Below are 23,891 nucleotides of genomic sequence, written 5' to 3' on the forward strand. Positions count from 1 at the left end.
CGGATTCGCGCCTCAGGACTCAGCGCAACGCGTTGCGCTGAGTCCTGAGCCTGTTGCAATGAAGATGAGAATCAAGGAAAAAAGAGGGACTATCGACAAACGAGGAGCAATTAAACAAGTTGGTTGATAATTGCATGAAAGCAGATATACTACAATTGATTAGATAGAGGAGGTTTCTGCATGGACGTTATTAACAAAGATCTCTTGGAGCAACTGAAAGAGTCTCAGGAAGAGGGCGTCGTGGTAGAAGTGTTCGACTTTGAGGACTACATGGATAAATTCTGCCATTAGTTTCGGAATTAACTTGCCTCGCTTAAAGGAGAAGTCGATTATCGATTTCTCCTTTTTTAATTAAAGATATTTTTGGAATACATGCTCTTAGCACAGGTTGGCGTCTCAGTAAACTGAGAGGTTGCTTTGGCTAGTTAGAGATATGTGAACGTCCGTTAGACTGAATCTCAGGGTAGAAGGGGCCTCCAGTGTCCAGATCAACAAGGCAATGCTGCGTTTCGGCTAATAAGAACGATGGCTTTTTGCGTGTGGCGGCGGCGTCGCCGCAGATTCGCGTGGCCGATGTCGAGGGTAATGCCGAGGTTGCGCTGGCAGCTGTTCGCAGAGCTGCCGAGCGCGGCATTCGCGCGTTGGTGTTGCCCGAGCTTAATCTGTGCGGCTATACCGCGGCCGATCTGTTCCATAACCGCACACTGCTGCATGCCTGCGAGGCGGCACTTGTGCACATCCTTGATGAAACCCGTGAGTTGCCGGTCGTCTTTACCATCGGTCTTCCCGTTGCAGTTGCCGAGAATATCTACAACTGCGCCGCCGTGTGCTGCGCGGGCGAGCTTTTGGGCCTCACGGCCAAGAAGTATCTGCCCAACTATGGCGAGTTCTATGAGCGCCGTTGGTTTGCTCCGGCGCCTGCGGATCCCGTGTGGGTTGAATTTGCCGGTCAGGGTCCGGTCCCGCTGGGTTCGGGGCTTGTCTACCGTTGCTGTGATGAAGGCGCCGAGGACCTGGTGCTGGGCGTTGAAGTCTGTGAGGACCTGTGGGTGCCGGCACCCCCTTCGACCGAGATGGCGCTTGCCGGTGCGACGGTGATTCTCAACCCGTCGGCCTCGGACGAGATTATCGGCAAGGCGGATTACCGCCGCAGCCTTATCTCCAATCAGAGTGCGCGCCTGTACTGCGCCTATGTCTACGCCGATGCGAGCGAGGGCGAGTCCACGACCGACATGGTCTTTGCGGGCGAGAACCTGATCTACGAAAACGGCTCTAAGCTGGCCGCCACCAAACTGCTTACCTGCGACATGGCCGTCGCCGATGTTGACCTTGACCGCCTGGTTGCCGAGCGCCGCCGCTCGACGACGTGGACACGCGCGGACGATGCGCCGGAGGACACGACCGTTGAGTTTTCGTTTGAGGGTGTGTTGGCCGAAGAGCCTGTCCTGCGCGATGCCTGCGATATCGACCGCGTTTTCCCGCGCGCGCCCTTTGTGCCGGCCGACCATGGCGACCTGGCCGAGCGCTGCGAGACCATCCTCGACCTGCAGACTGCGGGCCTCAAGACCCGCCTTGCCCATACGGGTACCAAGGCGGCTGTCATCGGTCTTTCGGGCGGCCTGGACTCCACGTTGGCACTGCTTGTGACCGTGCGCGCCTTTGATGCGCTGGGGCTGCCGCGCACAGGCATCACTGCCGTGTCCATGCCCGGCTTTGGCACGACGCATCGTACCAAGTCGAATGCCGAGTCGCTCGCTCGCGACCTTGGCGTGAGCTTCCGCGAGGTTTCGATCCACGCGGCCGTGGAGCAGCACTTCAAGGACATTGAGCACGATTCGGCCGTGCAGGACGTGACCTACGAGAACAGCCAGGCCCGCGAGCGCACGCAGATTCTGATGGATCTGGCCAATCAGGCTGGCGGCTTTGTCATCGGCACGGGCGACCTGTCGGAGCTGGCACTCGGCTGGGCTACCTATAACGGTGACCATATGAGCATGTATGCCGTCAACGCGAGCGTGCCCAAGACGCTTGTGCGCCATCTGGTGCGCTATGCGGCTGATGTCTTTGGCGGGCGTATTGCCGAGGTCTTGCTCGACATCCTCGACACGCCGGTGTCCCCCGAGCTTCTGCCGCCCACGGGCGACGGCGAGATTGCGCAGAAGACCGAGGATTTGGTGGGTCCGTACGAGCTGCACGACTACTTCCTCTACTACCTGTTGCGTTTTGGCTTTGAGCCGGGCAAGATCTACCGCATGGCGCTCAAGAGCTTCGAGGGCGCCTACGACGTCAAGACCGTTCACACGTGGCTGCGTACGTTCTACCGTCGCTTCTTTGCCCAGCAGTTTAAGCGCAGCTGCCTGCCCGATGGCCCCAAGGTGGGTTCGGTCACGCTCAGCCCGCGCGGCGATTGGCGCATGCCGAGTGACGCCAGCTCGCGCCTGTGGCTCGCCCAGATTGACGCGCTCAATCCGATGGACTAAGGTTGCCAAATTGAACCAAAACAGCGGGTGCAAGCGTTACACTTTTGCAATCTGATGGCCCGTATCGCGCGGCGCTCTTGTCGGAGCGCCGCGTTTTTCATATCGGAAGGTGGCACCATGCAGGCATCGCAGCGTCTCGACCGCTTTGGCGCGGAGGTCTTCGCCTCGCTCAACAACAAACTGCTTGCGCTGAAGGCTCAGGGCAAGACCATTTACAACATGAGCGTGGGCACGCCCGACTTTAAGCCGTACGACCACGTGGTCGAGGCGCTCACGCAAGCGGCCCAGGACCCCGAGATGTGGAAGTATGCCCTGCGCGACCTGCCCGAACTCAAGCAAGCCGTGTGCGATTACTACGAGCGTCGCTTTGGCGTTTCGGGCATTACGCCGTCTATGGTGCAGTCGTGCAACGGCACGCAGGAGGGCGTTGGCCATTTGGGCCTTGCCCTGCTCGATCCGGGTGACACCATTCTGGTTCCCGATCCGTGCTACCCGGTCTTTGAGGCAGGTGCCAAGATCGCCGATGCCAAGCTCGAGTACTATCCGCTGGTGGCGGAGCACAATTACCTGCCCTATGTGGCGGGTATCGATCCCGAGGTGGCCGATCGTGCCAAGTACATGATTGTGTCGCTGCCCGCCAACCCGGTGGGCTCGGTGGGCACGCCCGAGGTCTACGAGGAGATCATCGCTTTCGCCCGCGAGCACGACCTGCTCATCGTTCACGACAACGCGTACTCCGACATCGTGTTCGACGGCGAGCCGGGCGGCAGCTTCTTGCAGTATCCCGGCGCGCTCGAGGTGGGCGTTGAGTTCTTCTCGCTCTCCAAGTCGTTTAACGTCACCGGTGCGCGTATCGGCTTTTTGGTCGGCCGCGAGGATGTGGTCTCTGCCTTTGCCAAGCTGCGCGGCCAGATCGACTTCGGTATGTTCTTCCCGATCCAGAAGGCCGCCATCGCCTGCCTGAACGGTCCGCGCGATGAGGTCGAGGCGCAGCGTCTGAAGTACCAGGAGCGCCGCGATGCCCTGTGCGACGGTCTTGAGGGCTTGGGCTGGGAGCGTCCCAACGCGCATGGCTCTATGTTTGTGTGGGCCAAGCTTCCCGGTGGTCGCACCGATTCCATGGCGTTTTGCGAGGAGCTTATGGAGAAAGCCGGCGTTGTGGTGACGCCGGGCGCGAGCTTTGGTCCTTCGGGCGAGGGGCACGTGCGCATGGCGCTGGTCTTGCCGCCCGACCAGATTGCTTTGGCTGTCGAGGCCATTCGCGAGACGGGCCTGTATTAGAAACCTGTTTCGACTCGTCAATAGCTCGAAACCGATTTCGTGCAGTTATTTTACGATTTCTGCAAACAATTTCGGTAAACGGTCGATTTTTGGCTGCGAATAGGAGCATAATCAAAGTCCCGATTGGATGTATTGGGATTACGGCAAGCCGCTCGGGTCGTTCCCGGGCGGCTTGCTTGTGGAGAGAGATGGGAGTTTCTAATGGTTAACGAGAAGAAGGTCGCTATTGTCGGCTGCGGTTTCGTCGGTTCGTCTTCGGCGTTCGCGCTGATGCAGAGCGGTCTGTTCTCCGAGATGGTCCTCATCGACGTGGACAAGAACCGCGCCGAGGGTGAGGCCCTGGATATCGCGCACGGCATGACGTTTGCCGAGCCGATGAAGATCTACGCCGGCGATTATTCCGATGTCGCCGACGCCGCCATGATCGTCGTCACCGCTGGTGCTGCCCAGAAGCCCGGTGAGACTCGCCTGGACCTGGTCAACAAGAACGTCAGCATCTTTAAGTCCATTATCCCCGAGATTAAGAAGTCCGGCTTCGACGGCATTCTGCTCATCGTCTCCAACCCGGTCGATGTTCTGACCTACGCCGCCATCAAGATGTCCGGCCTGCCCGAGGGCCACGTCATCGGTTCCGGTACCGTGCTCGACACCGGTCGTTTGCAGCAGATGCTTGGTGCCCACGTTGAGGTCGACCCGCGCGATGTCCAGGCCTATGTCATGGGTGAGCACGGCGACTCCGAGTTCGTTGCTTGGTCCAGCGCTCAGGTTGCCGGCGTTCCGCTGAACACCTTCTGCGAGCTTCACGGTCATCTGGAGCATGAGGCTGCCGAGAAGCGCATCGCCGAGGACGTCAAGAACTCCGCCTACACCATCATCGAGAAGAAGCACGCTACCTACTACGGCGTCGCCATGGCCGTCAAGCGCATTTGCACTGCCGTCATGCGTGACGAGCAGACCGTTCTGCCCGTCTCCTCGCTCATGGTGGGCGAGTATGGCCTGTCCGATCTTGCCATCTCCATGCCGACCGTCGTTGGCCGCGACGGCGTTGTCTGCCGCGTCCCCGTGCCGCTGAACGATGACGAGCAGCATGAGCTCACCGCCTCCGCCAAGGCCCTCAAGGACATCATCGACAGCGTCGACTTCTCCTGCTAAATCCAGCTCTTTTGGGCAACAGGCTACAATGAAAGGCGTCCGGGCCCACACGGCCCGGGCGCCTTTTTGGTGCAAAGTAACCTGACCCCAATGCACCATAGTTGATGGGAGGGCCATGTCGGATTCGCCTAATTTTTTGACCTATGCCCAGACGGCGTTTGATCCGTTTGAGGAGCGGTCGTTCTGCGCGGTGGATAGCCTGATCTTTGCGTGGTTGTCCTATTTGCGTTTGCCGGGTGATATGGCGGAGCTGACGAACTGGCAGGGCCTAGACGTACGCGAGCTGCTTCGTGCCGAGTGCTACCGGGACATGATTGGCGACCTGTGGGATCCAGAGGGGAGCAGGGCCTTGTTGGAGGCCGTGGCAGCAAGCCCTCGCTACCGTGGCGTGCACGTTTGCGGCTATCGTGCCGTGAGCGATGTGGTGGCGACAGAGCAGTTTGCAGCCATGGCGTTCCGGTTTCCGGCGGGGTTTAGCTATCTTTCCTTCCGGGGGACCGACAGCACGATTTTGGGCTGGAAAGAGGACTTCAACATGGCGTTCCGGTGTCCCGTGCCCTCCCAGGAATCCGCGGCGCGTTATGTGGACGAGGCGGCGGATGCGATTGACGGGCCGCTTTTGTGCGGAGGTCATTCCAAGGGTGGAAACCTTGCGGTGTACGGTGCGGCGATGTGCTCCGATGTCGCCCGTGAGCGAATCGAACGGGTGTATTCCCATGATGGTCCTGGCTTCGTCGAGGAGTTCCTGAACGGCAACGCCTTTGCCGATCTTTCCGGCCGCATCGATAAGACGCTACCTCGGTCGTCGATCTTTGGCATGATGTTCGAGACACAGGAGGACTATGCCATCGTTGAGAGCACCGAGTTCAGCCTGCTGCAGCACAATCCCTTTAGCTGGGTGGTTGATGGTCGCGACTTCGTGTACTGTGAGCGCCTGTCCGCCGGTGCTCGATACGTTGATGGCTCCATTCGCGAGATGCTGCTTGCAGTGGGGCCTGCCGAGCGCGAGCGTTTTGTAGATGCATTGTTCTCCGTGTTTGAGGCTACGGGTGCTGAGCGGTTTGCGGATATCGCTGGGAATCTGCGCGAGAGCCTGCCCGTGATGCTCCAGGCTGCGCAAGGTTTCGACAAGGATACACGACGCTTTGTCTCGCAGACCATCGTGGCAATCCTTAAGTGCGCACTGATGCCCAAACGACCCCAGATCGACATGTCCGCTGCCGGTAAGAGTCTGGCAGAACAGCTCGAGGCTTGGCAGTCCGAGCTTCTGCGCTAGCCATTGGTGCAAAGCAACCTGTCCCCGATGCACCAATCTTCGATGCACTCGGGGAGGGCTCGACCGCTATACTGGTTCGTGCCGAAATCGATCTAGAACGGAATGCCGTATATGAAAATCAATCACGCGATTCTGCATATCCTGGACTTTGACTCTGCCGTCAACGTTATGAGCCAGCGCGAGCTCGATATCGAGAGTCGTACCGTGCGCAACTTTGTGACCACGCATCTGCGCCGCGCACGTACCTCGGCCGACAATAAACGCGCCACGTTTGCCGAGAACTCTGCGTTTGGCGGCGAGCTCAAGGGCTATTTCTTTGGCGAGCGTGAGTTCGTGGACCTGTCGCAGCAGATTGCGGAGTTTATCTCCTCCGAGCTCACCAAAGCCGAGAAAGCCGAGTCCACCGACGTGCTCGTGGCCGATTTTGACGACGATGAGGATGCCCGCTGGTTTGCCGTGATGCTGCTGGGCTCCAAGCAGGCTTTTATGCACGAAGTGGGCCGCGAGGAGGGGGAGGTGCGCAACGACATCGCGCGCCATTACGCTATCCTGCCGAACCCCTCGCAGAAGGTGCCGAGCTATGCCATCGTGCGCGCGAGCACCATGGAGATCGGCTACGTAGACAAGAAGCGCAAGATTGCCGGCGAAGACCGTATGCTTATCCCCGATGGCCTGCTGCAGTGCGACACGGGCGTATCTGGCAAGGAGGTCATCGACACCGTGACGCGTGTGGTCGAGGAAGTCGCCGAGGAGCATGGCGCCAACACGGCCGTGGCGCTCGCCAAGGTTAAGGCCGCTGTGGCCGAGAAGGTCGAGGATGACGAGGAGCTTCCGCCTTGGGATATCGTCGATGAGGTCTTTGAGGACGAACCGGTCATCAAGGAAAGTGTGCGCGCGGCACTGACCGAGGAGAAGGTTCCCGAGCGCGTTCCCGTGGAGCGCAAGCAGGTCGAGCGCGCGGCGGTGCGCAATCATAAGATTCGTACCGATACGGGTATCGAGATCAGCTTCCCGGCCGAGATGGGCTCGAACTCCGAGTACATCGAGTTTGTCAACGAGCCCAACGGCCTCATCTCCATCGAGCTCAAGAATATCGGCAGCATCGAGAATCGATAAGTTGCGTTACGCCTGCAGCGAGAAAGCGAAGGCCGAAGCCTCGGATGAGGGCTTCGGCCTTTTTACTTGGGGCTTAATTTCGCTACTGGTTGAGCATAAGTCAGCGAAAACGCCCCATGGCGAGCAAGGTGACGTGAAAGAGGAAGGAAGCGTACTTTGGTACGCGACCGACGATTGAACGTCAGATTGCCGCTTAGGGGCGTTTGTAGCGTCGACCGGTCCGTCGTTCGTTAGAACGACGGAACCAAAGGTGCAGCGTCGAGCCGTTACGCGGGTTGGTAAACCCGCGTAACTATTAAAGTTGACGTAAGCCCTCTTCCAGGCCGGTCTTGCTGTCGGTCTTCTCGTCGCGCATCTTGATGACGCGGGCGGGGACACCGGCCACGACGGCGCCGGCGGGGACGTCCTCGACGCATACGGCACCGGCGGCAACGACAGCGCCCTTGCCCACGCGCACGCCCTCCAGGACCACGGCGTTGGCGCCAATCATGACATCGTCCTCGATGATGACGGGCGTGGCACTGGCGGGCTCAACGACGCCTGCCAGCACGGTGCCGGCGCCGATGTGGCAGTTCTTACCCACGGTGGCGCGGCCGCCCAGCACGGCGCCCATGTCGATCATGGAGCCTTCGCCAATGACGGAGCCGATGTTGATGATGGCGCCCATCATGATGACGGCACGGTCGCCAATCTCGACGCGGTCGCGGATGATCGCGCCCGGCTCGATGCGGGCGTTGATGCCCTTAAGGTCGAGCATGGGCACGGCGGAGTTGCGGCAGTCGTTTTCAACATCGTAGTAATCGATGGAATCGGCATTGGCATCAAGGATGGCTTTGAGCTCGTCCCAGTCGCCAAAGACGGTCTTGCCGCGACGACCGCCGTAGACGTGTGCATTGCCCCACTGGACCTTCATGCCCGGCTTCTCGCGCACGTACAGCTTGACGGGCGTCTTTTTGGGCGCGGTGGCGATGTAGTTGATAATCTCCTGTGCATCCATCTCGGCTGCGTTGCTCATTTGCTATCTCTCCTTTGGGTGGATTCGGTTGATACCTGATTAGGCAAACATGACCTGGTCGAACGTATAGAAGCCGGGTTCGCGGGTGACGAGCTTCTGCGCGGCTGCCAAGGCGCCGTTGACAAAGATCTGACGGCTCGTGGCGCGGTGGATGAGCGTGACCTCCTCGTCCTGGCCAAAGAAACTCACCTCGTGCACGCCGGCGACGGTGCCGCCGCGCAGCGAATGCATGCCGATCTCCTTGGGGTCACGCGCGCCGCACATGCCCTCGCGGCCATAGACGGGGTGGTAGCCTGTCTCGGACTCGGCTTCGACGACGGCATCGAGCAGTAGCTTGGCAGTGCCGCTGGGGGCGTCGACCTTTTGGTTGTGGTGCGTCTCGACAATCTCGCAGTCAAAGCCGGGCAGCTCACGCGTGGCCTGGGCCACTAGATGACGCAGGGCTGCGATGCCGATGGAGTAATTGCCCGAGTGCATAACGCGGGTGTTCTGGCCCAGCTCGCGCAGGCGGTCCATCTGATCGGGCGTGTAGCCTGTGGTGCCTGAGACCAACGCCGCGCCCGTGCGCTCGACATAGGCGACGACAGCGTCGAAGGTCGCGACGTTCGAGAAGTCGATAATCACATCGGCAGCCGGTGCGTTCTCGAGCTCGCTCAAATCGAAGCCAATCTGGGCCACGATATCAAAAACGGGCTGCCCGGCGGCATCGACAATGCTTTCGGCGGTGGTGCGGATGAGCGAGCCCATGCGGCCCGTTCCCATAATGACGGTCTTAATCAAGCAGACCAGCTCCCTTCAGAGCATCGGTAAGTGCGGATCGCGTGTCGTCTGCCATAGGGCACAGCGGCATGCGGTAGTTTGCCTCGATCATACCCATCTGAGCGAGCGCTTCCTTAACGGGGATGGGGTTGACCTCGCTAAAGAGGGCATTGATGAGCGGCTGACCGGCAATCTGGATATCGCGGGCGCGCTCCACGTCGCCGTCCAGATAGGCGCGGCACATGTCGTGCACGAGCTGCGGCTGAACATCGGCCCACACGCTGATGGTGCCCGAGGCGCCCAGGCTCATGAGCGGCACGGTAAGCGCGTCCTCGCCCGAGTACATGCGGAAGTCATCGGATAGCAGGTGGGCGATCTTGGCCGCGTAGGCGACGTTGCCCGAGGCCTCCTTGATGCCCATGATGTTGGGGTGCGCGGCCAAGCGCTCTACGTTGCGCTCGCTGATGCCGCAGCCACAGCGGCCAGGGATGTTGTACAGAATGCAGGGGATGTCCACGGCGTCGGCGACGGTCTTAAAGTGCTGATAGATACCCTCTTCGTTAGACTTGTTGTAGTAGGGGGTAATGAGCAGCAGACCATCGGCGCCCAAGCCCTGGTAGGTGAGCGACTTGGTGAGCATGGTCTGCGTGGAGTTGGAGCCCGAGCCGGCAATAACGGGGACGCGGCCCGCAACCTGCTTGACCACTGCGGCGACAACGGAGTTGTCCTCGTCATCGGTCATCGTGGCACTCTCGCCAGTGGTGCCTAGGGTGAGGATGGCGTCGGTGCCATTTTGCAAGTGGAAATCGATAAGGCGCTCGAGCGCGTCAAAGTCGACGCTGCCGTCCTTTTTAAACGGCGTGACGAGGGCGACGATCGAGCCCTCGAGGTTGCGGATATCCATGTTCTTCTCCTTCGCCTCCGCGATCTGGATGCGTTTGTTCCATTGAGCTGCGACTGCCAGGCGCTCGTCTTGGGCGCGACGGCGGGCACTTTCGGCGCGCGACTTGGCCAGCAGCTCGCGGCCGCACGGCAGCACGTCGAGCGTGGCAAAGTAATCGCCCGGGCGCTCGGCGCGTCGGATGAGGTCGGCCGAGCCATCGGGGCGCAGCAGGACCTCGGCGGAGCGCAGGCGGCCGTTGTAGTTGTAGCCCATGGAGTAGCCATGCGCGCCGGTGTCGTGAATCACGAGCACATCACCCATGTCGATATGCGGCAGCTCGCGGTCGATGGCGAACTTGTCATTGTTCTCGCACAGATTGCCCGTGATGTCGTACGTGTTTGTGACGGGGGCTGCGGTTTTATCAGGACCGTCCGGCTGACCCATCACCGTGATGTGGTGGTAAGCGCCATACATGGCGGGACGAATGAGGTCGACGGCACTGGCGTCCACGCCGATATAGTTCTTGTAGATCTGCTTCTCGTGGATGGCCTTGGTGACCAGGCAGCCGTAGGGGCCCATCATAAAACGGCCCATCTCGGTGCAGATGGCCACATCGCCCATGCCGGCAGGAACCAGAATCTCGTCGTATGCCGCGTGCACTCCCTCGCCGATGGCGTGAATATCGTTGGCCTGCTGCTCGGGCAGATAGGGGATACCGACGCCGCCGGACAGATTGATGAAGGCGACGTGTGCGCCGGTCTCGCGCTCCAGGCGCACGGCAAGCTCAAAGAGGATGCGCGCGAGCTTGGGGTAGTAGTCGTTGGTGACGGTGTTGCTGGCAAGGAATGCGTGGATGCCAAAGCGCTCGGCGCCCTTGGCCTTAAGCATGCGGAAGGCCTCGAAGAGTTGCTCGGTGGTCATGCCGTACTTGGAGTCGCCGGGGTTATCCATGATGCCGTTGGAGAGCTGGAACAGGCCGCCCGGATTAAAGCGGCAACTGACCGTCTTAGGGATGGGCCCCGCTACGCGCTCAAAGAACTTGATGTGGCTGATGTCGTCAAAGTTGACGATGGCACCCAACTTGTCGGCGAGCTCAAAGTCGGCCGCCGGCGTGTCGTTGGACGAGAACATGATGTCGTGGCCGGTGATGCCCAGCGAGCGGGCGATCATGAGCTCGGTATAGCTCGAGCAATCGCAGCCGCAGCCGTATTCGTTGAGAATGGAGATGAGTGCTGGGTTGGGGTTGGCCTTGACGGCAAAGTATTCCTTAAAGCCCGGGTTCCATGCAAAGGCGTCGCGCACTTCTTGCATGTTGCGGCGGATGCCCGCCTCGTCGTATAGATGAAACGGCGTGGGGAACTGCTCGACGATATGCTCGAGCGTTTCCTTGTCCACAAACGGCTGTTTGGCCGCATATGCTTCGTTGGGGGTCAATGCCATGTCCCGTAAACCTCGCTATCCAGACGGCGCTACCTGCGCATCGAACCCGCATAGCGTGGACCCAATGTCCGGATAGCGCTCCCGCATTGCTGCAGACAGTCCTGCGGGTGTTTCCCGCGGGCCCACCAGGTTGTTCGTGCCCGAAAAACCCAGTTCGGCGGGTTTCGCCTCCCCGCGGGGTCAAAGTCTGCCGACTCGCCCGCGGCTCTTCGTGCCCGCGCCTCTATCAAGTGGTAACGACCCTACCACGTTGCACTTTACCAAACAAGAGTATTCGTATATAACGTTTAAAAAATGCAGGGATATGCTAGAAATAAGGGCGTCATAATTCTGCATCACAATATTGTGCAAATGGATATGCCCCATGAAAGGATCCTTTATGACCGAGCTTCAAGAACTTCGTCGCTATCGTCGCGACCTGCATCGCATTCCGGAGCTCGATTTCGATCTTCCGCAAACCATAGGCTATATCGAGGGCGTGCTGGCACCGCTCGCTTGCGAGGTGACCCATCCCTGCCCCAGCTGTGTTTGTGCTTTCTTCGACGCTGGCACGGGCGCTGCGCATGCTACGGCGATTCGCGCCGATATGGACGCGCTGCCCATCGCGGAGGCGACGGGTGCGGCCTTTGCCTCGACGCATTCCGGAAAGATGCACGCTTGCGGACACGATGGGCACATGGCCATGGCGCTTGCGGCGGCAACCTTTGTCGATCGCACGATTCGTGAGCAGCCGGGTTCACTTAAGCGCAACGTGCTTTTTGTGTTCCAGCCTGCCGAGGAAACGACCGGTGGCGCCAAGACGGTGTGCGAGAGCGGCGTGTTCGAGCGCTACGGGGCGGATCGCATCTTCGGCTTCCATGTGTGGCCCGATCTGCCCGCCGGCACGTTGGCGAGCTGCTCCGGTCCGTTGCTGGCGCGTTCGAGTGAGACACACATTCATATTCACGGGACGAGCATCCATATCGCTAAGACCTATGGCGTTCCGGTCGAGGAGTCGCACGATGCGGCGCTGGCGGCTGCCAAGTTCTTGGTTGCCGAGCGCGAACTGATGGATGAGCTGGGTGCCGATGAGCCCTGCATTGGCAAGTTCGGCCTGCTGCAGGCAGGCACCGTCTGCAACGCGGTGGCGGGGGAGGCCCATGTGGCTGGCAGCCTGCGCGTGTTTACGGACGGTATGTTCGACCGTGCGCGTGAGGGCGTGCGGCGCGTGTTGGACGAGGCCTGCGCCGCAACGGGCTGTACGTACGATCTCGATTTTGCCGAGGGCTATCCGCCAGTCGATAACGACCCCGAGCTGTTTGCCTGCATTGCGCCTGCCTTGTCCGAGCTGCAACTTGTGGACGAGCCGCTGCTAATCGCCGAGGATTTCGCGTTCTATCAGCGCCACCTGCCGGGCGTGTTCTTCTTGCTGGGCACGGGCGTGCCAGAGGGACAAGAAAACCCGAGCGATTCGGATGGCTGTCCCGCCTATGCCACGAGCGCTCTGCATACCGATACCATGCTCTTCGACGAGGAAATTCTGCTCAAAGGCCTCGATGTCTACAAACGATTGCTTAACTTGGAGTGACGATGGAACGACGCCGACAGACTGCCGTGTATAGTCCGGGTGGGTGCGGGTGCGGCTTGCTGCTCCTCCCGGATATTGCTGTGAGCATTGGCGTGATGTTTGCGCTTGCTGGACTGGCCGCGGCAGCACTTGCGCTGTTGATTGTGGCCATTGGTGTGACGATTTGGCTCTGCCGCAATCGCGAGCGACGCCGTGCCGACGGTAAAACCAATGTCGGCTGGGTCGTATTCCTGGTCATTGCGTACCCGCTGAGTGTCAGCTACCTGGTGTTCTTTGTCCTGTTGATGATCAGTGCCTTTACCGGGGAATCCGTCACGGTGGGTTGATGCACTGCCGGCAGACGGTCGCGCAAAGTGCGTTTGCTCGGCGTTTGGATAACTGCATCGGCCGTTTACCGCAGCCTTAGCTCTCAGCTAATGAATTCAAGTTCAATCCTTCCTACGATGTGCTGTGTGCCGGCACGGTAGCCGGATCGTAGGAAGGATGAATAATGGCAAAAGAGGGAAAGAAGCCGATCGGCAAGATTGTCCTAGGCATCATCGTGGTGCTGGTTATTGTCGGTGCCGTGGGCTCTATGGGCGACAACTCAACCGATTCGTCTGCGAGCGATTCGGCAGAACCTGCCGAAGCGACACAGCGGGCTGAGGAGCAAAAAGAACCGCAAGAACCGTATACCATTGCTGACGAGGCTGAAGACACTTCCAATCAGTTTGCCTATAAGATCACGGGCACGCTGACCAATAACACGGACAAAGAAAAGAGCTACATTCAGATTGAATATGTTCTGTACGATGCCGATGGCAACCAGGTTGGAACGGCTCTTGCAAACACCAATCATCTGAAGGCGGGCGGCTCCTGGAAGTTCGAGGCGCTGGGTACGGTGTCTCCCGATCAGGTCGCCAGTTGGGAGCGCTCGGATGTGAGCGGTTTCTAGCATGTTGTATGCACTGGGGGAGGTGAAGCCGCGTGTCCGATAAAAAGCTAACCGAAGAGTTGCTCAATGAGCTTCTCGACGCGCCAAACATCGATGGCTATATCAAGGAACACGACTTTGTCGCCCCGTCGCTTTCGGATTACCTGAAGCAGCTGCTGCAGGAAAAGGGCTTGGAGCGCTCGCGCGTGGTTCGTATGGCCGATCTCAATGAGACCTTTGGCTATCAGATCTTTACCGGTGCGCGTCATCCGAGTCGCAATAAGGTGCTGCAGATTGCCTTTGCGATGGCGCTGACGCTCAAAGAGACCAACCGTGCGCTGACGGCTGCCGGGGTAAGCGTCCTTAACTGTAAGGACCGCCGTGATGCGATTATCATCTTTTGCATCGATCGCGGATGCAGCCTCCAAAAGGTCAACGAGGAGCTGTATCGCTTTGGCGAGGAGACGGTGAGTTAGCGGCTGATATCTGAGCCGGTGGAGCTGCCGAACAACGATGCAAGCGAACGGGGCGCAGATGCCATGGGGTGTCTGCGCCCTGCGCTATGATGGAGGCTATGGAAACTCAGACCCCAACATATTCCGATGACGAGCTGACCGCAGCGCTTGCCGAGCACTTGGCGTCGCTCGATCGCGATGACAGCTATCGCGTGGAGCGTGTACTTAAGCGCTCGTCCGTTGAAACAACCGAGCTCGTGTACTTTGAAGGAACCGGCGGTGGTTCGCTCGGCCCCTTTGTCCGTAAACGCATCGATGCTTCGGCTCAAATCGGCGGGGCGTACGGGCGTCTGTTTGTCGCTCAGCAGGCAGGCAGGCGTTTTGAGCACCTGCCCAGAATCGTCGATTGTCGTCGTGTGGGCGACGAGCTCAACGTGGTTATGGAATACATCGAAGGGGAGACACTCGGGGCGCTGGTGGACCGTCTGGGAGCCACCCCCGATTATGCGCGTGAATTGTATCCTGCCCTATGCGATGCCGTGGGCGAGCTCCACGCCGGTTTTGCAATGGCGGGGGAGACGTCGGCGCCGGTGATCCATCGCGACATCAAGCCGTCAAATATCATCGTGACAGGTGCCAACTATACGCCTGATGACGGCCTGACATTTTCATCGCTGGTGATTATCGACCTAGGGATCGCGCGCGTATGGCGCGATGGCGCCGATGCCGATACCGTCAAGTTTGGGACACGGCCCTATGCGCCGCCCGAGCAGTATGGGTTTGGGCAGACGAGCGTGCGAAGCGACGTCTACGCACTTGGCGCCCTGTTGTTCTTCTGCTTGACGGGAGTCGACCCTAAACCAGGGCTCGACATGCGCGAGCAATGCGAGGCGCGTGGCATTCCCACTCCACTTGCCGATGCCGTCTGCATGTCGATGGCGCTCGACCCGGCCAAGCGTTTTGCGAGTGCGGAAGCATTGGGACGGGCGACGCGCGCGGCATATGATCTGAGTCGCCCCGTGCGGCTTTCTGCGCCTGCGCCTGTCCGTACTCCGGCCTCGGAGACGGTGTTGACGCCCCAAGGGCTCCAGAACCCCGCAGGGCTTCCTAGGCCTGCCGCCTGCGCTGCATACGGTCTGCTCTCTCGCGTTCCGGAGTCTCTGGGGCGCATTTGGAATACGCTCGTCTGCTTCTCGCTGCTTGTGTTCTTTGCCGGAAGTCACTTTGCCGTCTTTCACCCCACCGGAGCAAACCAAAGCTACCCGACGTGGCTTCTCATAATCGAGTATTTTTTCTTTGTCGACGGCCTTATGGTGCTTATGCATTTTGCGCTGCTCGATAAGCGCCGTCTTCGTCGGCGATTCGCATTGCTCGATAGCTATCGCGGCAAGAAACTCGCGAAACTCTGGCTCAAGGCATTGGGTGTGCTGCTCCTGTGCATGATCGTCATAGTTGCGGTTGCCAATGCGACCGGCGTCGTCGATACCTCCGCTACCTAAAAGGAAAGGGCCCCAATGGGGCCCTTTGCAGTTGTACTTAGATGCGGTTCATCTGAGCGGCGACTTTGTTGTACCAGTCCTGCCACGTGGGCGGGCAGTACTTTTTGGCCGCAGCCGGGGTAAGGGTGGAGCCGTAGTTGGCGCCCAGATAGGCAACGTGAGCGGAGATGCCCTCGCTCCAGCTGCCAAAGCTGCGCCAACCGCCGCCACGTGCACTCCAGCCCCAGGCGTTATAAGAATTGGCGCAATAAGCACCCTTGGTGCTCTCGATGCAGGCGATGGCGGGGGACCAACGGGGGTCGACACCGGTATTCCAAGCGGCGACGGCAAAGTTGTAGCCCTGGCCTGCCATGGGGGAGCCGGCGAGATAATTGTCGATGCGGCCCGTCCACTCATTAATGAACGAATCGTAATCGGAGCTACCGGTATTGGAGTTGTTCACCGTGGTGTCGATGGTGGTGTTGGTGTTGGTGGCCTGGCTGCTGGAATTGCTGCCGCTTACGCCCTCGCCCGAGAGCTTTTCGGCGGCAGCGGCCTTATCGGCCTCAAGCTTGGCAAGCTCGGCGGCATTTTCCTGCTCGGCTTTTTCCTGTGCCTCGCTGCGGAGCTGCTGGGCCTGCGCCAGCGCATCCTCTGCGTTTTTCTGCTCTGCCTCAAGCTGAGACTTGGCCTGCTGGAGCTCGGCCTTGTTCTGCTCGAGTTCGGTTTGCATGTTATTGAGCTCTTCGATCTCGTCGACGCTCGAGCTCGTGATCTGGTTGGTGTATTTGCAGGTCGTGATGAACTCACCCAGGCTCTGCGCGTTGACCAGGAAGCTCACGATGGGATTAGTGCCCTTCTGATACTTGTACAGATCGCGCATGGCAGAGCTTGCCTTGGCCTGCTGCTCGGGAAGCTTAGCCTCGATTTCCTCGATGCTCGCCTCATTGGAGTCAATCTGCTTTTGCAGGTCATCGAGTTTGGTGCGGGCGTCGTTGTAGGCGCTCGTGGCGGCTTCGATCTTCTGCTGGGCTGCGGAAAGCTGGTCCTGCGTTGCCCGCGAGGCGGCATACGCCGCAACGGGGGAGAGCATCGGCGTGGCCGTCAGCGCAACGGCGAGCGCGGCGCTCGTGATGATACGAGCCGGCTTCGACGCAATGAGCGCTGCGGTGCGATGATTCGAATGCTGCATCCAGTCCCTCTGCAATCAATCGTAGGTTATGGTTCGAACGGTATTCTACTACTGCTTTCGACCTCAACTTGAACCTTAAAGGTTCCAAAGGGTCAAGTTGAACTTGAGGCTTTGGCTTTGACCTGCAGTTATGATGAATTGTTGAGAAACCATAGAGTTCAACTTTAACGTTACGGAACCCTGTTTGTGAGGGTTTTTGGCTGTAAAAGTTGCCCTCACGTGGGGTTTTGCAACTACAGGGTTCCTTCGAGACGAGCCTGCTCAATCTCTTCGAGGGCCTCGGCGGGGGTGAACGAACAGGTGCCGTCGCCGAGTTTGATTACCTGGATATCGTCGCCGGCGTAGACCTCTCCGCCCTTTAGTACCACGCCAAAAACGCCCTCGTGGGGAAAGATGCAGTCGCCGGCGAGATAGTAGATGGCACAGCGGGTGTGGCAGACCTTGCCGATTTGGCTGATTTCGACAAGCACCTCGCTGCCAAGCTTGAGCTGTGTGCCCAAGGGGAGCGAGAGCAGGTTGATGCCCCGGGTTGTGAAGTTCTCTCCGAAGTCACCCTTGCGCACATCGAGTCCGCGGGCCTGCGCCGTCTGGATGGACTCTGCGGCCAAAAAGGAAACCTGACGGTGCCAATGCCCGGCGTGTGCGTCGGAGGCGAGGCCAAATTGCTCTATAACGGTGTCGTGTCCATCGGCGACGGGCGACTTGCGCGTGCCCTTGTGTGCCGACGTGTTGATCGAGACGATGCGGGCGGGTCCGTTGTAGGTGTCGTTTGCCGTGCACAGGGGAGCGGTCGCTTTCGCACGTTCCGCCAGCTCGCGCCTCGCGGCATTGAGGATGGGATTATCGGTCGGATGGTCTTGGGGCACGTGTGCGCCTTTCGCTCGAAGATGTCAATACGCTGAATCCTACAACAACGGTAGGTTCATTGCCCATTGTCATACAACGGTGAGCGCCGTCTTCGTGCTGGACGATTACGTCGATTGCCATAGATACGGTGGAGCTTTGGGCGCCGGCGGCTTGGCACGCTAGAATAAATCAGTTGCGCAAAGACCGCCCGTTGTGTGGGCAGTTCTCATGATAGGAAGTTTCCATGGCATTGCAATTTACAGAGCGCGAGTTCATTCCCGTGCTGCTCGGTGGCGACATCAACGCCTATTCGGTGGCGCGCGCCTTCTACGAGGAGTACCAGGTCAAGAGTCTGGTCTTTGGCAAGTATCAGACGGGTCCCGCGTACCGCAGTCAGATTATCGACTACACGCCCAACGTGGATATCGACACCATGCCCGTGATGCTCAAAACCGTCAACGGCATTGCCCAAGCGCATGCCGATAAGACGATTGTCCTTGTGGGCTGTGGCGATAACTATGTTGCCCTCGTGGCTCAGGCCAAGGATGCCCATGAGCTGGCGGATAACATCGTCGCTCCCTACGCGCCCTACAGCATGCTCGAGCAGTGCCAGAAGAAGGAGATCTTTTACGAGCTGTGCGAGAAACATGGCGTGCCCTATCCGCACACGTTTACCTTTACCAAGGCGATGCTCAATGCTCAGGGTGAGGCGCCTGCCGAAGTGCTCGACCAGATCGATTTTCCTTACCCGATGATTCTGAAGCCTTCTGACGGCATCATGTGGTGGCAGCACGAATTTGAGGGCCAGAAGAAGGCCTATGAGATTGCCGACCGCGCCGAGCTGGAACAGGTCATTCACGATTCGTATGCCAGCGGCTACACCGACGATCTGATCTTGCAGGACCGCGTGCCCGGCAACGACGAGTACATGCGCGTGCTCACCAGCTATTCCGACCGCAACGGCAAGGTGCGCATGATGTGCCTGGGCCATGTGCTGCTCGAGGAGCATCAGCCCCACGGTGTCGGCAACCATGCCTGTATCATTACCGAGCCCAACGACGAGCTCATGGGCGGCGTGCGCAAGTTGCTCGAGGACCTTCACTTTGTGGGCTATTCCAACTTTGACATTAAGTACGACGAGCGCGACGGCTCGTTTAAGTTCTTCGATTTCAACACGCGCCAGGGCCGCAGCAACTACTACGTTACCAACAGCGGCTTTAACGTTGCCAAGTATGTGGTGGACGAGTATGTGTTCAACCGCCCGTTTGAGCCGGAGTTTGTGACGGCTCAGGACGAGGCCCTGTGGATGGTCGTCCCCATGGGCGTCGTCGACAAGTACGTCAAGGATCCCAAGCTGCGCGCTAAGGTGCATCGCCTGGACAAGGAAGGTAAGGGCGCCGACCCTTCGTTTATGAAGGGCGACTTTGTCTTTAACCGCTGGCTGCGCATGTGGCACACCAAGCTGCGCCACTTTAAGCTGTTCAAGACGTATTACAAGTAGATGAGCGCGGCGCCCGTCCGGTTTGCATCGGGCGGGCGCGGGTATGATACGCGCAATTGCGCAAGCGTCACCAAGGAGGCGGCGATGGAAAAGCTGGGAGTTATCGGCGGCATGGGCGCCGAGGCCACGTCGTATTACTACGACCAGGTGGTGCGTCATACGGCTGCTGCCTGCGATCAGGAACATATCGACATGGTGGTGCTCTCCAAGTCGACCATGCCCGACCGCACGCTGGCCATTAAGACCGGCGAGCATGCTAAGCTGCTGGCGACCATGAAGGAGTGCGCCCAAGCGCTCGAGTCGCTGGACTGCGCGCACATAGCGATTCCCTGCAACACGTCGCACTACTTCTACGACCAGATCCAGTCGTTTACGAAGGTGCCGATTATCCACATGCCGCGTGAGTCGGTTCGTTATGCCCTTGCGGGTGCGGTGATGGGGGAGTGCGAATTCGACCCCAACCTGAGTATGCCGGCCGAGCCGGTGCATAAGATCGGCATCATGGGCACCGATGGCACCGTGGGCGCGGGCGTCTACGGCCGCGAATGTAAGGCTGCGGGTGTTGAGGTCGTCTATCCCAGCGAGAAACGTCAGAACGATGTGATGTCGCTTATCTACGATGATGTGAAGGCCGGACGTGAGCCCGATATGGATAAGTTCGACCGCGTGATGTGGGAGTTCGCCCGTAGCGGCTGCGACCGCGTCATTCTGGCCTGCACCGAGCTATCGGTGCTGCAAAAGTACCGAGAGATGCCCGAGATCACCCTCGACGCCATGGACGTCTTGGTGCGCGAATCCGTCATCCGCAGCGGCGCCCCCTACCGCCAATAGCCCTCGATCTGCCAAAAAAGGGGCAGGTTTATTTTTGGTAGGTATTATCTGGGGAAACAGTAAAGGCCTCGGCTCGTTTGGTGTGAGCCGAGGCCTTTTGCGTTGGGCGGTTGCTGCCGGTGGCGAACTAGAACAGGAAGCCGATGGCGATGAGGGCGATGCTGACGATGAGCACGGCGATGTCCAGGCCTTTGATGGGGTAGCGCTTGTACGAGCTGGCGCGTGTACGCAGATAGAAGCCGCGCTGTTCTGCCGCCAAGGCTGTGGCATCGGTCTTGCCCACGCTCGAGATGAGCAGTGGCACGCACAGTGGCAGCATGAGCTTAAGCTTCTTGATGGGGTTCTTGGTGTCGTACTCGACGCCGCGTGCGGTCTGCGCTTCCATGATGGCGTTCATCTCCTGACCAAACACCGGCACAAAGCGTAGCGCCGTGGTAAAGGTGAAGGCATAGCGATACGGCACGTGCAGCACCTCGACGCAGGCGTTGGCAAGGTCGTTGAGCTTGGTCACTATGAGCATGAGGATGAGCGGTAACGCCACACCCAGCAGGCGCAGACAGGCCTTCGATCCTGTGATGAGGCCCGTGTCGGTGATAAAGCCCCACACAACGTTGCCATCGCGCATAAAGGCCAGCTGGAGCACCAGCATGATAAGCGCGAGCGGAATCAGCAACTTGAGCAGCGAGAACAGACGGTCGACGACACCGGCATAGGCACCCAGCGCAAGGGTGAGTGCCAAAAAGCCCAGCAGCGCCACGTAGGTGTCGGACAAGAAGATGCCGACGATGATGGCGGCGGCGAGGCCCAGTTTGACGACGGGGTTCAGGCGATGCAGTAGCGTATCGCCCGGCATGTAGTCGATGACGTTAACCACGGCGGACCATCTCCTTGGTAATTCGAACGACATCGGTGACCTCGCTCACCTGCGCAAAAGCGGGCGAGACGGAAGATGCCAGACGGCGCGAGAGTTCAATAACCTGGGGAGGCTCCACGTAGGCACGCCGCATGAGATCGATGTTCGAGAATAGCTCGTGCGTGCGGCCGCGGCCGAGGATGCGACCGTCGGCCATTACTACGATACGCTCGGCAAAATCCGAGACGACTTCCATATCGTGGCAGACCATAATCACGGCGCAACCGCGCTCGGCCATGGTGCGCACTGTTTCCATGACGGTCATGCACTCGCGGTAATCAAGGCCGCTCGTGGGCTCGTCGAGCACGACGATCTTGGGCTCAACCACTACGACGGAGGCAAGCGCCACCATTTGTCGCTGGCCGCGCGAAAGCGAGAAAGGTGCCTCATCGGCAGGCAGGCCAAAGCGGTCGATAACAAGTTGAGCACGACGCAGAGCCTCGGCACGGTCGATGCCGGCAAGCTCCAGGCCAAAAGCGACCTCGTCGAGTACGGTATCCTTGCAGATCTGGCGGTCGGGGTTTTGGAAGAGGGTTGCGACTTCGCGGGCGATGCGGCTCGTGGGAACGGCTGCGGTGTCCAGCCCCGTAACGCGCACGCTGCCCGAGGCGGGCTTAAGCAGGCCTGTGAGCAGCTTGGTGAGCGTGGTCTTGCCGGCACCGTTCTGGCCGACGATGCCCACGAGCTCGCCGGGATAGAGGGTCAGGTTGAGGTCGTGTACGGCGGCGCCGCCATTGGGATAGGCAAACTCAACGTGATCGAAGGTGAGCACGGGCTCGGCGTCCTTGGCGTGCGGGCGCAACGACGGTGCATGCGGGGAGCCGGCGGGCGCCTGGGCTTCGCTGGCCGCGTGTGCGGGGTCGACAATGCCCGAAATCAGGCGCTCGGCCTCATCGACATCCAAGCAAGGGGTACCGCTTACCAGGCCATCGGCCTCGAGGCTATTGAAGATACGCGTGACGCGAGGGCAGTCGACGCCGATGGCACGGAGCTCGTCGGTATGCGCGAAGACCTCGTGTGGTTCGCCCTGCAGCGCGATTTCGCCATGGTTGAGCACGAGCACGCGGTTGCAGTACTCCGAGAGCAGGGCGACCTTTTGCTCAACGACGACGATGGTGATTCCAAGTGCGCGGTTTGCCTCACGCAGCGTCTCGAAGACCAGCGTGGAGCTGGCAGGGTCGAGTGCCGCGGTGGGCTCGTCGAGAACCAAGACGCGCGGACGCATAGCGAGAATGGCGGCGATGGCTACCTTTTGCTTCTGTCCGCCCGAGAGGGTGGCAATCTCGCGGTCGCGCAGGTCGCTGATGCCGACGGTCTCGAGCGTTTCGCTCACGCGCTGCTCGATCTGGTCATGGGGGACGCCAAAGTTCTCGAGGCCAAAGAGCATCTCGTCCTCGACGACCGAGGCGACCATTTGCGTGTCGATATCCTGCAGCACGCTGCCGACGATCTGCGATACATCGGTGAGCGAGACCTCGCAGGTGTCGTGGCCGTCCACGGTGACGGAGCCAAAAAAGGTGCCGGTGTAGTGGTGAGGCACGGCGCCCGAGAGGCAGGCGGCAAGTGTGGACTTGCCGGTGCCCGAAGGACCGATAATGCCGATGAAATCGCCCTGATGCACATTAAACGACACGTGGGCGAGCGCGGGCTCGGGTGCGCTGCCATATGAGAACGAGACGTCATCGACGCTGATGATCGTTTCCATGAATACCTTTCATAGTCGTTGGGGACGTTCTTACATGACTAGTCGTTAAAGAACGTCCCCAAGAGCTAGTTGTTTGGGACAGTCTTTACCGATGGGACACTGTGGGTTAGTTGAGCTTCAGGGCCTTCTGAATGGGCAGATAGAGGGCGCCGACCAGAATGGCGTTAAAGACGGCGGTCATGGCGACGACGGGCAGCATAGCGGCGGCGAGCTCGCCGACCACGCCAAGCATGGCCATCTTGATAACCATGAAGATGACGCCGGAGACAAAGGTGGTCACGAAGGTAGCGACGATGGCGACGGCAGGCTTGACCTGACCGTTCTTGCCGGCGGCGTTGACGATGCCGGCCATGAGCATGGCGGCGATGCCCTCGGCGGCAAAATCGACGAACGGCGAAGTGGTGGTGATCTGGATCACGGCAGCCGAGATGAGGCCAATGACGAGCGCCTGGCCGATGTTGGGGCGAACGACCAGGATGGTGAGGCAGAAGGCCGAGATGATGAACTCGGGGCTGATCATGCCGCCCGAGATGCCCGAGATTGCCTTGCCGACGGTGAAGTTGAGGATGAAGCCGGCGGCGAGCAGGATGGCGAGCAGGACGAGGGCGCGGACATCGAGTTTGCCGCGGTCGGCGGTCTGGACGGTGCGGGGCTGGGCGGCGGTGTTCTGAGACATGGTGAAAATCCTTTCGGAATGGGAGTGCAAGAGAAAAGCGGAGGCGCGTGATGCGAATGCGATCGGGCTCGAGATAGAAAAAGGCCCCCGGTCGAAACCGGAGGCCTTCCAATCACCTAGAGCTAAAAAACAGGCGTGAGGGACTCACTGTCGACCGATCGTATTCGCATCACGCCACCACCAGTTGTTGAGAGAGTTCATCGTGTTCTTCATGTTGGTGGCTCCTTTCGTGATGCCGTGGCGCGGTCGCACCTAGTTGCTGTTGCGCTGCACTATAGCACAGCGAAGTGTGTGCGGGGAAATCTTTTTTAAAAAGATTTCAGGCGGGTTTCCCGCCTTGATTCTCATCTTCATTGCAACAGGCTCAGGACTCAGCGCAACGCGTTGCGCTGAGTCCTGAGGCGCGAATCCG

General features: G+C 59.6%; 20 protein-coding genes and 1 riboswitch. Of the genes, 12 read left to right on the forward strand and 8 right to left on the reverse strand.

Annotated elements, in window-relative coordinates; genetic code table 11:
- The first annotated feature begins 479 nt into the window (after positions 1 to 479).
- The 5 genes from I2E13_RS09870 to I2E13_RS09890 all read left to right on the forward strand — a co-directional run bounded on the left by I2E13_RS09870 (position 480) and on the right by I2E13_RS09890 (position 7,305).
- Positions 480 to 2,480: an NAD(+) synthase gene (locus tag I2E13_RS09870; protein ID WP_195404982.1), complete on the forward strand. Its 2,001-nt coding sequence runs from the start codon at positions 480 to 482 to the stop codon at positions 2,478 to 2,480.
- 117 nt (positions 2,481 to 2,597) lie between these two features.
- Positions 2,598 to 3,761: a pyridoxal phosphate-dependent aminotransferase gene (locus tag I2E13_RS09875; RefSeq protein ID WP_195404983.1), complete on the forward strand. Its 1,164-nt coding sequence runs from the start codon at positions 2,598 to 2,600 to the stop codon at positions 3,759 to 3,761.
- A 201-nt stretch (positions 3,762 to 3,962) separates the two neighbouring features.
- Positions 3,963 to 4,913, forward strand: a complete 951-nt coding sequence (locus I2E13_RS09880) for an L-lactate dehydrogenase (RefSeq protein ID WP_089573042.1) — start codon at positions 3,963 to 3,965, stop codon at positions 4,911 to 4,913.
- 115 nt (positions 4,914 to 5,028) lie between these two features.
- Positions 5,029 to 6,189, forward strand: a complete 1,161-nt coding sequence (locus tag I2E13_RS09885; RefSeq protein WP_195404984.1) for an Mbeg1-like protein — start codon at positions 5,029 to 5,031, stop codon at positions 6,187 to 6,189.
- A gap of 111 nt (positions 6,190 to 6,300) precedes the next feature.
- Positions 6,301 to 7,305 carry a nucleoid-associated protein gene (locus I2E13_RS09890; protein WP_022094136.1) on the forward strand — a complete coding sequence of 335 codons (1,005 nt, stop codon included), beginning with the start codon at positions 6,301 to 6,303 and terminating at the stop codon, positions 7,303 to 7,305.
- Positions 7,306 to 7,600: 295 nt separating this feature from the next.
- Here the strand turns inward: I2E13_RS09890 and dapD are convergent, their stop codons facing one another.
- Genes dapD through dapA form a run of 3 tightly spaced genes read right to left on the reverse strand, consistent with a single transcriptional unit; the run spans position 7,601 to position 11,402 of the window.
- Positions 7,601 to 8,320, reverse strand: a complete 720-nt coding sequence (dapD, locus tag I2E13_RS09895) for a 2,3,4,5-tetrahydropyridine-2,6-dicarboxylate N-acetyltransferase (RefSeq protein WP_148332713.1) — start codon at positions 8,318 to 8,320, stop codon at positions 7,601 to 7,603.
- A gap of 39 nt (positions 8,321 to 8,359) precedes the next feature.
- Positions 8,360 to 9,100: a 4-hydroxy-tetrahydrodipicolinate reductase gene (gene dapB / locus I2E13_RS09900; RefSeq protein ID WP_195404985.1), complete on the reverse strand. Its 741-nt coding sequence runs from the start codon at positions 9,098 to 9,100 to the stop codon at positions 8,360 to 8,362.
- Complete coding sequence (gene dapA / locus I2E13_RS09905) at positions 9,093 to 11,402, reverse strand: 4-hydroxy-tetrahydrodipicolinate synthase (RefSeq protein WP_195404986.1); 2,310 nt, start codon at positions 11,400 to 11,402, stop codon at positions 9,093 to 9,095. Before dapA ends, dapB begins: the two co-directional genes overlap by 8 nt.
- 65 nt (positions 11,403 to 11,467) lie before the next feature.
- Positions 11,468 to 11,636, reverse strand: a riboswitch (Lysine riboswitch).
- A 145-nt stretch (positions 11,637 to 11,781) separates the two neighbouring features.
- Between dapA and I2E13_RS09910 the strand changes: the two genes are divergently transcribed.
- The 5 genes from I2E13_RS09910 (at position 11,782) to I2E13_RS09930 (ending at position 15,836) form a co-directional block, all read left to right on the forward strand.
- Positions 11,782 to 12,969: an amidohydrolase gene (locus tag I2E13_RS09910; protein WP_195404987.1), complete on the forward strand. Its 1,188-nt coding sequence runs from the start codon at positions 11,782 to 11,784 to the stop codon at positions 12,967 to 12,969.
- Positions 12,970 to 12,971: 2 nt separating this feature from the next.
- Entirely contained in the window at positions 12,972 to 13,295 is a 324-nt protein-coding gene (locus tag I2E13_RS09915; RefSeq protein ID WP_195404988.1) for a hypothetical protein, read from the forward strand.
- 164 nt (positions 13,296 to 13,459) lie between these two features.
- Positions 13,460 to 13,903, forward strand: a complete 444-nt coding sequence (locus tag I2E13_RS09920; protein ID WP_195404989.1) for an FxLYD domain-containing protein — start codon at positions 13,460 to 13,462, stop codon at positions 13,901 to 13,903.
- 32 nt (positions 13,904 to 13,935) lie between these two features.
- Positions 13,936 to 14,358, forward strand: a complete 423-nt coding sequence (locus tag I2E13_RS09925; protein ID WP_195404990.1) for an XRE family transcriptional regulator — start codon at positions 13,936 to 13,938, stop codon at positions 14,356 to 14,358.
- 98 nt (positions 14,359 to 14,456) lie between these two features.
- The gene (locus I2E13_RS09930; RefSeq protein ID WP_195404991.1) at positions 14,457 to 15,836 is read left to right on the forward strand and encodes a serine/threonine protein kinase; all 1,380 of its coding nucleotides are present in this window, start codon (positions 14,457 to 14,459) and stop codon (positions 15,834 to 15,836) included.
- A 37-nt stretch (positions 15,837 to 15,873) separates the two neighbouring features.
- Here I2E13_RS09930 and I2E13_RS09935 read toward each other — a convergent pair whose 3' ends face one another.
- Positions 15,874 to 17,007, reverse strand: coding sequence for a coiled-coil domain-containing protein (locus I2E13_RS09935; RefSeq protein ID WP_195404992.1), 1,134 nt, complete (start codon positions 17,005 to 17,007; stop codon positions 15,874 to 15,876).
- 233 nt (positions 17,008 to 17,240) lie between these two features.
- Positions 17,241 to 17,873 (reverse strand): MOSC domain-containing protein, encoded by a 633-nt coding sequence (locus tag I2E13_RS09940; RefSeq protein ID WP_271817639.1) that lies wholly within the window; start codon positions 17,871 to 17,873, stop codon positions 17,241 to 17,243.
- Between the two features lie 224 nt (positions 17,874 to 18,097).
- On the opposite strand from I2E13_RS09940, the gene I2E13_RS09945 reads away from it, so the two are divergent.
- Positions 18,098 to 19,354 carry a carboxylate--amine ligase gene (locus I2E13_RS09945; RefSeq protein WP_195404993.1) on the forward strand — a complete coding sequence of 419 codons (1,257 nt, stop codon included), beginning with the start codon at positions 18,098 to 18,100 and terminating at the stop codon, positions 19,352 to 19,354.
- Positions 19,355 to 19,438: 84 nt separating this feature from the next.
- Positions 19,439 to 20,185 (forward strand): aspartate/glutamate racemase family protein, encoded by a 747-nt coding sequence (locus I2E13_RS09950; RefSeq protein WP_229057931.1) that lies wholly within the window; start codon positions 19,439 to 19,441, stop codon positions 20,183 to 20,185.
- 127 nt (positions 20,186 to 20,312) lie between these two features.
- Here I2E13_RS09950 and I2E13_RS09955 read toward each other — a convergent pair whose 3' ends face one another.
- The 3 genes from I2E13_RS09955 to I2E13_RS09965 form a co-directional block, all read right to left on the reverse strand.
- Positions 20,313 to 21,059, reverse strand: coding sequence for an energy-coupling factor transporter transmembrane component T family protein (locus tag I2E13_RS09955; RefSeq protein WP_117862329.1), 747 nt, complete (start codon positions 21,057 to 21,059; stop codon positions 20,313 to 20,315).
- A complete protein-coding gene (locus I2E13_RS09960; protein WP_195404995.1) occupies positions 21,052 to 22,803 on the reverse strand; it encodes an ABC transporter ATP-binding protein in 1,752 nt (583 codons plus the stop codon). Before I2E13_RS09960 ends, I2E13_RS09955 begins: the two co-directional genes overlap by 8 nt.
- Before the next feature lie 106 nt (positions 22,804 to 22,909).
- Complete coding sequence (locus tag I2E13_RS09965) at positions 22,910 to 23,479, reverse strand: hypothetical protein (protein WP_117773926.1); 570 nt, start codon at positions 23,477 to 23,479, stop codon at positions 22,910 to 22,912.
- Between the last annotated feature and the right edge of the window lie 412 nt (positions 23,480 to 23,891).

Origin of the sequence: Collinsella aerofaciens (assembly GCF_015554145.1) — a bacterium.
Taxonomy (GTDB): Bacteria; Actinomycetota; Coriobacteriia; order Coriobacteriales; family Coriobacteriaceae; genus Collinsella; species Collinsella aerofaciens_AA.

Excerpts from the sequence above, each read along its gene's own strand:
- dapD (WP_148332713.1), bottom strand. The coding sequence starts at position 8,320 with ATGAGCAACGCAGCCGAGATGGATGCACAGGAGATTATCAACTACATC.
- I2E13_RS09880 (WP_089573042.1), top strand. The coding sequence starts at position 3,963 with ATGGTTAACGAGAAGAAGGTCGCTATTGTCGGCTGCGGTTTCGTCGGT.
- I2E13_RS09960 (WP_195404995.1), bottom strand. The coding sequence starts at position 22,803 with ATGGAAACGATCATCAGCGTCGATGACGTCTCGTTCTCATATGGCAGC.
- I2E13_RS09910 (WP_195404987.1), top strand. The coding sequence starts at position 11,782 with ATGACCGAGCTTCAAGAACTTCGTCGCTATCGTCGCGACCTGCATCGC.
- dapA (WP_195404986.1), bottom strand. The coding sequence starts at position 11,402 with ATGGCATTGACCCCCAACGAAGCATATGCGGCCAAACAGCCGTTTGTG.
- I2E13_RS09920 (WP_195404989.1), top strand. The coding sequence starts at position 13,460 with ATGGCAAAAGAGGGAAAGAAGCCGATCGGCAAGATTGTCCTAGGCATC.
- I2E13_RS09965 (WP_117773926.1), bottom strand. The coding sequence starts at position 23,479 with ATGTCTCAGAACACCGCCGCCCAGCCCCGCACCGTCCAGACCGCCGAC.
- I2E13_RS09950 (WP_229057931.1), top strand. The coding sequence starts at position 19,439 with ATGGAAAAGCTGGGAGTTATCGGCGGCATGGGCGCCGAGGCCACGTCG.
- I2E13_RS09935 (WP_195404992.1), bottom strand. The coding sequence starts at position 17,007 with ATGCAGCATTCGAATCATCGCACCGCAGCGCTCATTGCGTCGAAGCCG.
- I2E13_RS09915 (WP_195404988.1), top strand. The coding sequence starts at position 12,972 with ATGGAACGACGCCGACAGACTGCCGTGTATAGTCCGGGTGGGTGCGGG.
- I2E13_RS09885 (WP_195404984.1), top strand. The coding sequence starts at position 5,029 with ATGTCGGATTCGCCTAATTTTTTGACCTATGCCCAGACGGCGTTTGAT.
- I2E13_RS09930 (WP_195404991.1), top strand. The coding sequence starts at position 14,457 with ATGGAAACTCAGACCCCAACATATTCCGATGACGAGCTGACCGCAGCG.
- I2E13_RS09945 (WP_195404993.1), top strand. The coding sequence starts at position 18,098 with ATGGCATTGCAATTTACAGAGCGCGAGTTCATTCCCGTGCTGCTCGGT.
- I2E13_RS09875 (WP_195404983.1), top strand. The coding sequence starts at position 2,598 with ATGCAGGCATCGCAGCGTCTCGACCGCTTTGGCGCGGAGGTCTTCGCC.
- I2E13_RS09890 (WP_022094136.1), top strand. The coding sequence starts at position 6,301 with ATGAAAATCAATCACGCGATTCTGCATATCCTGGACTTTGACTCTGCC.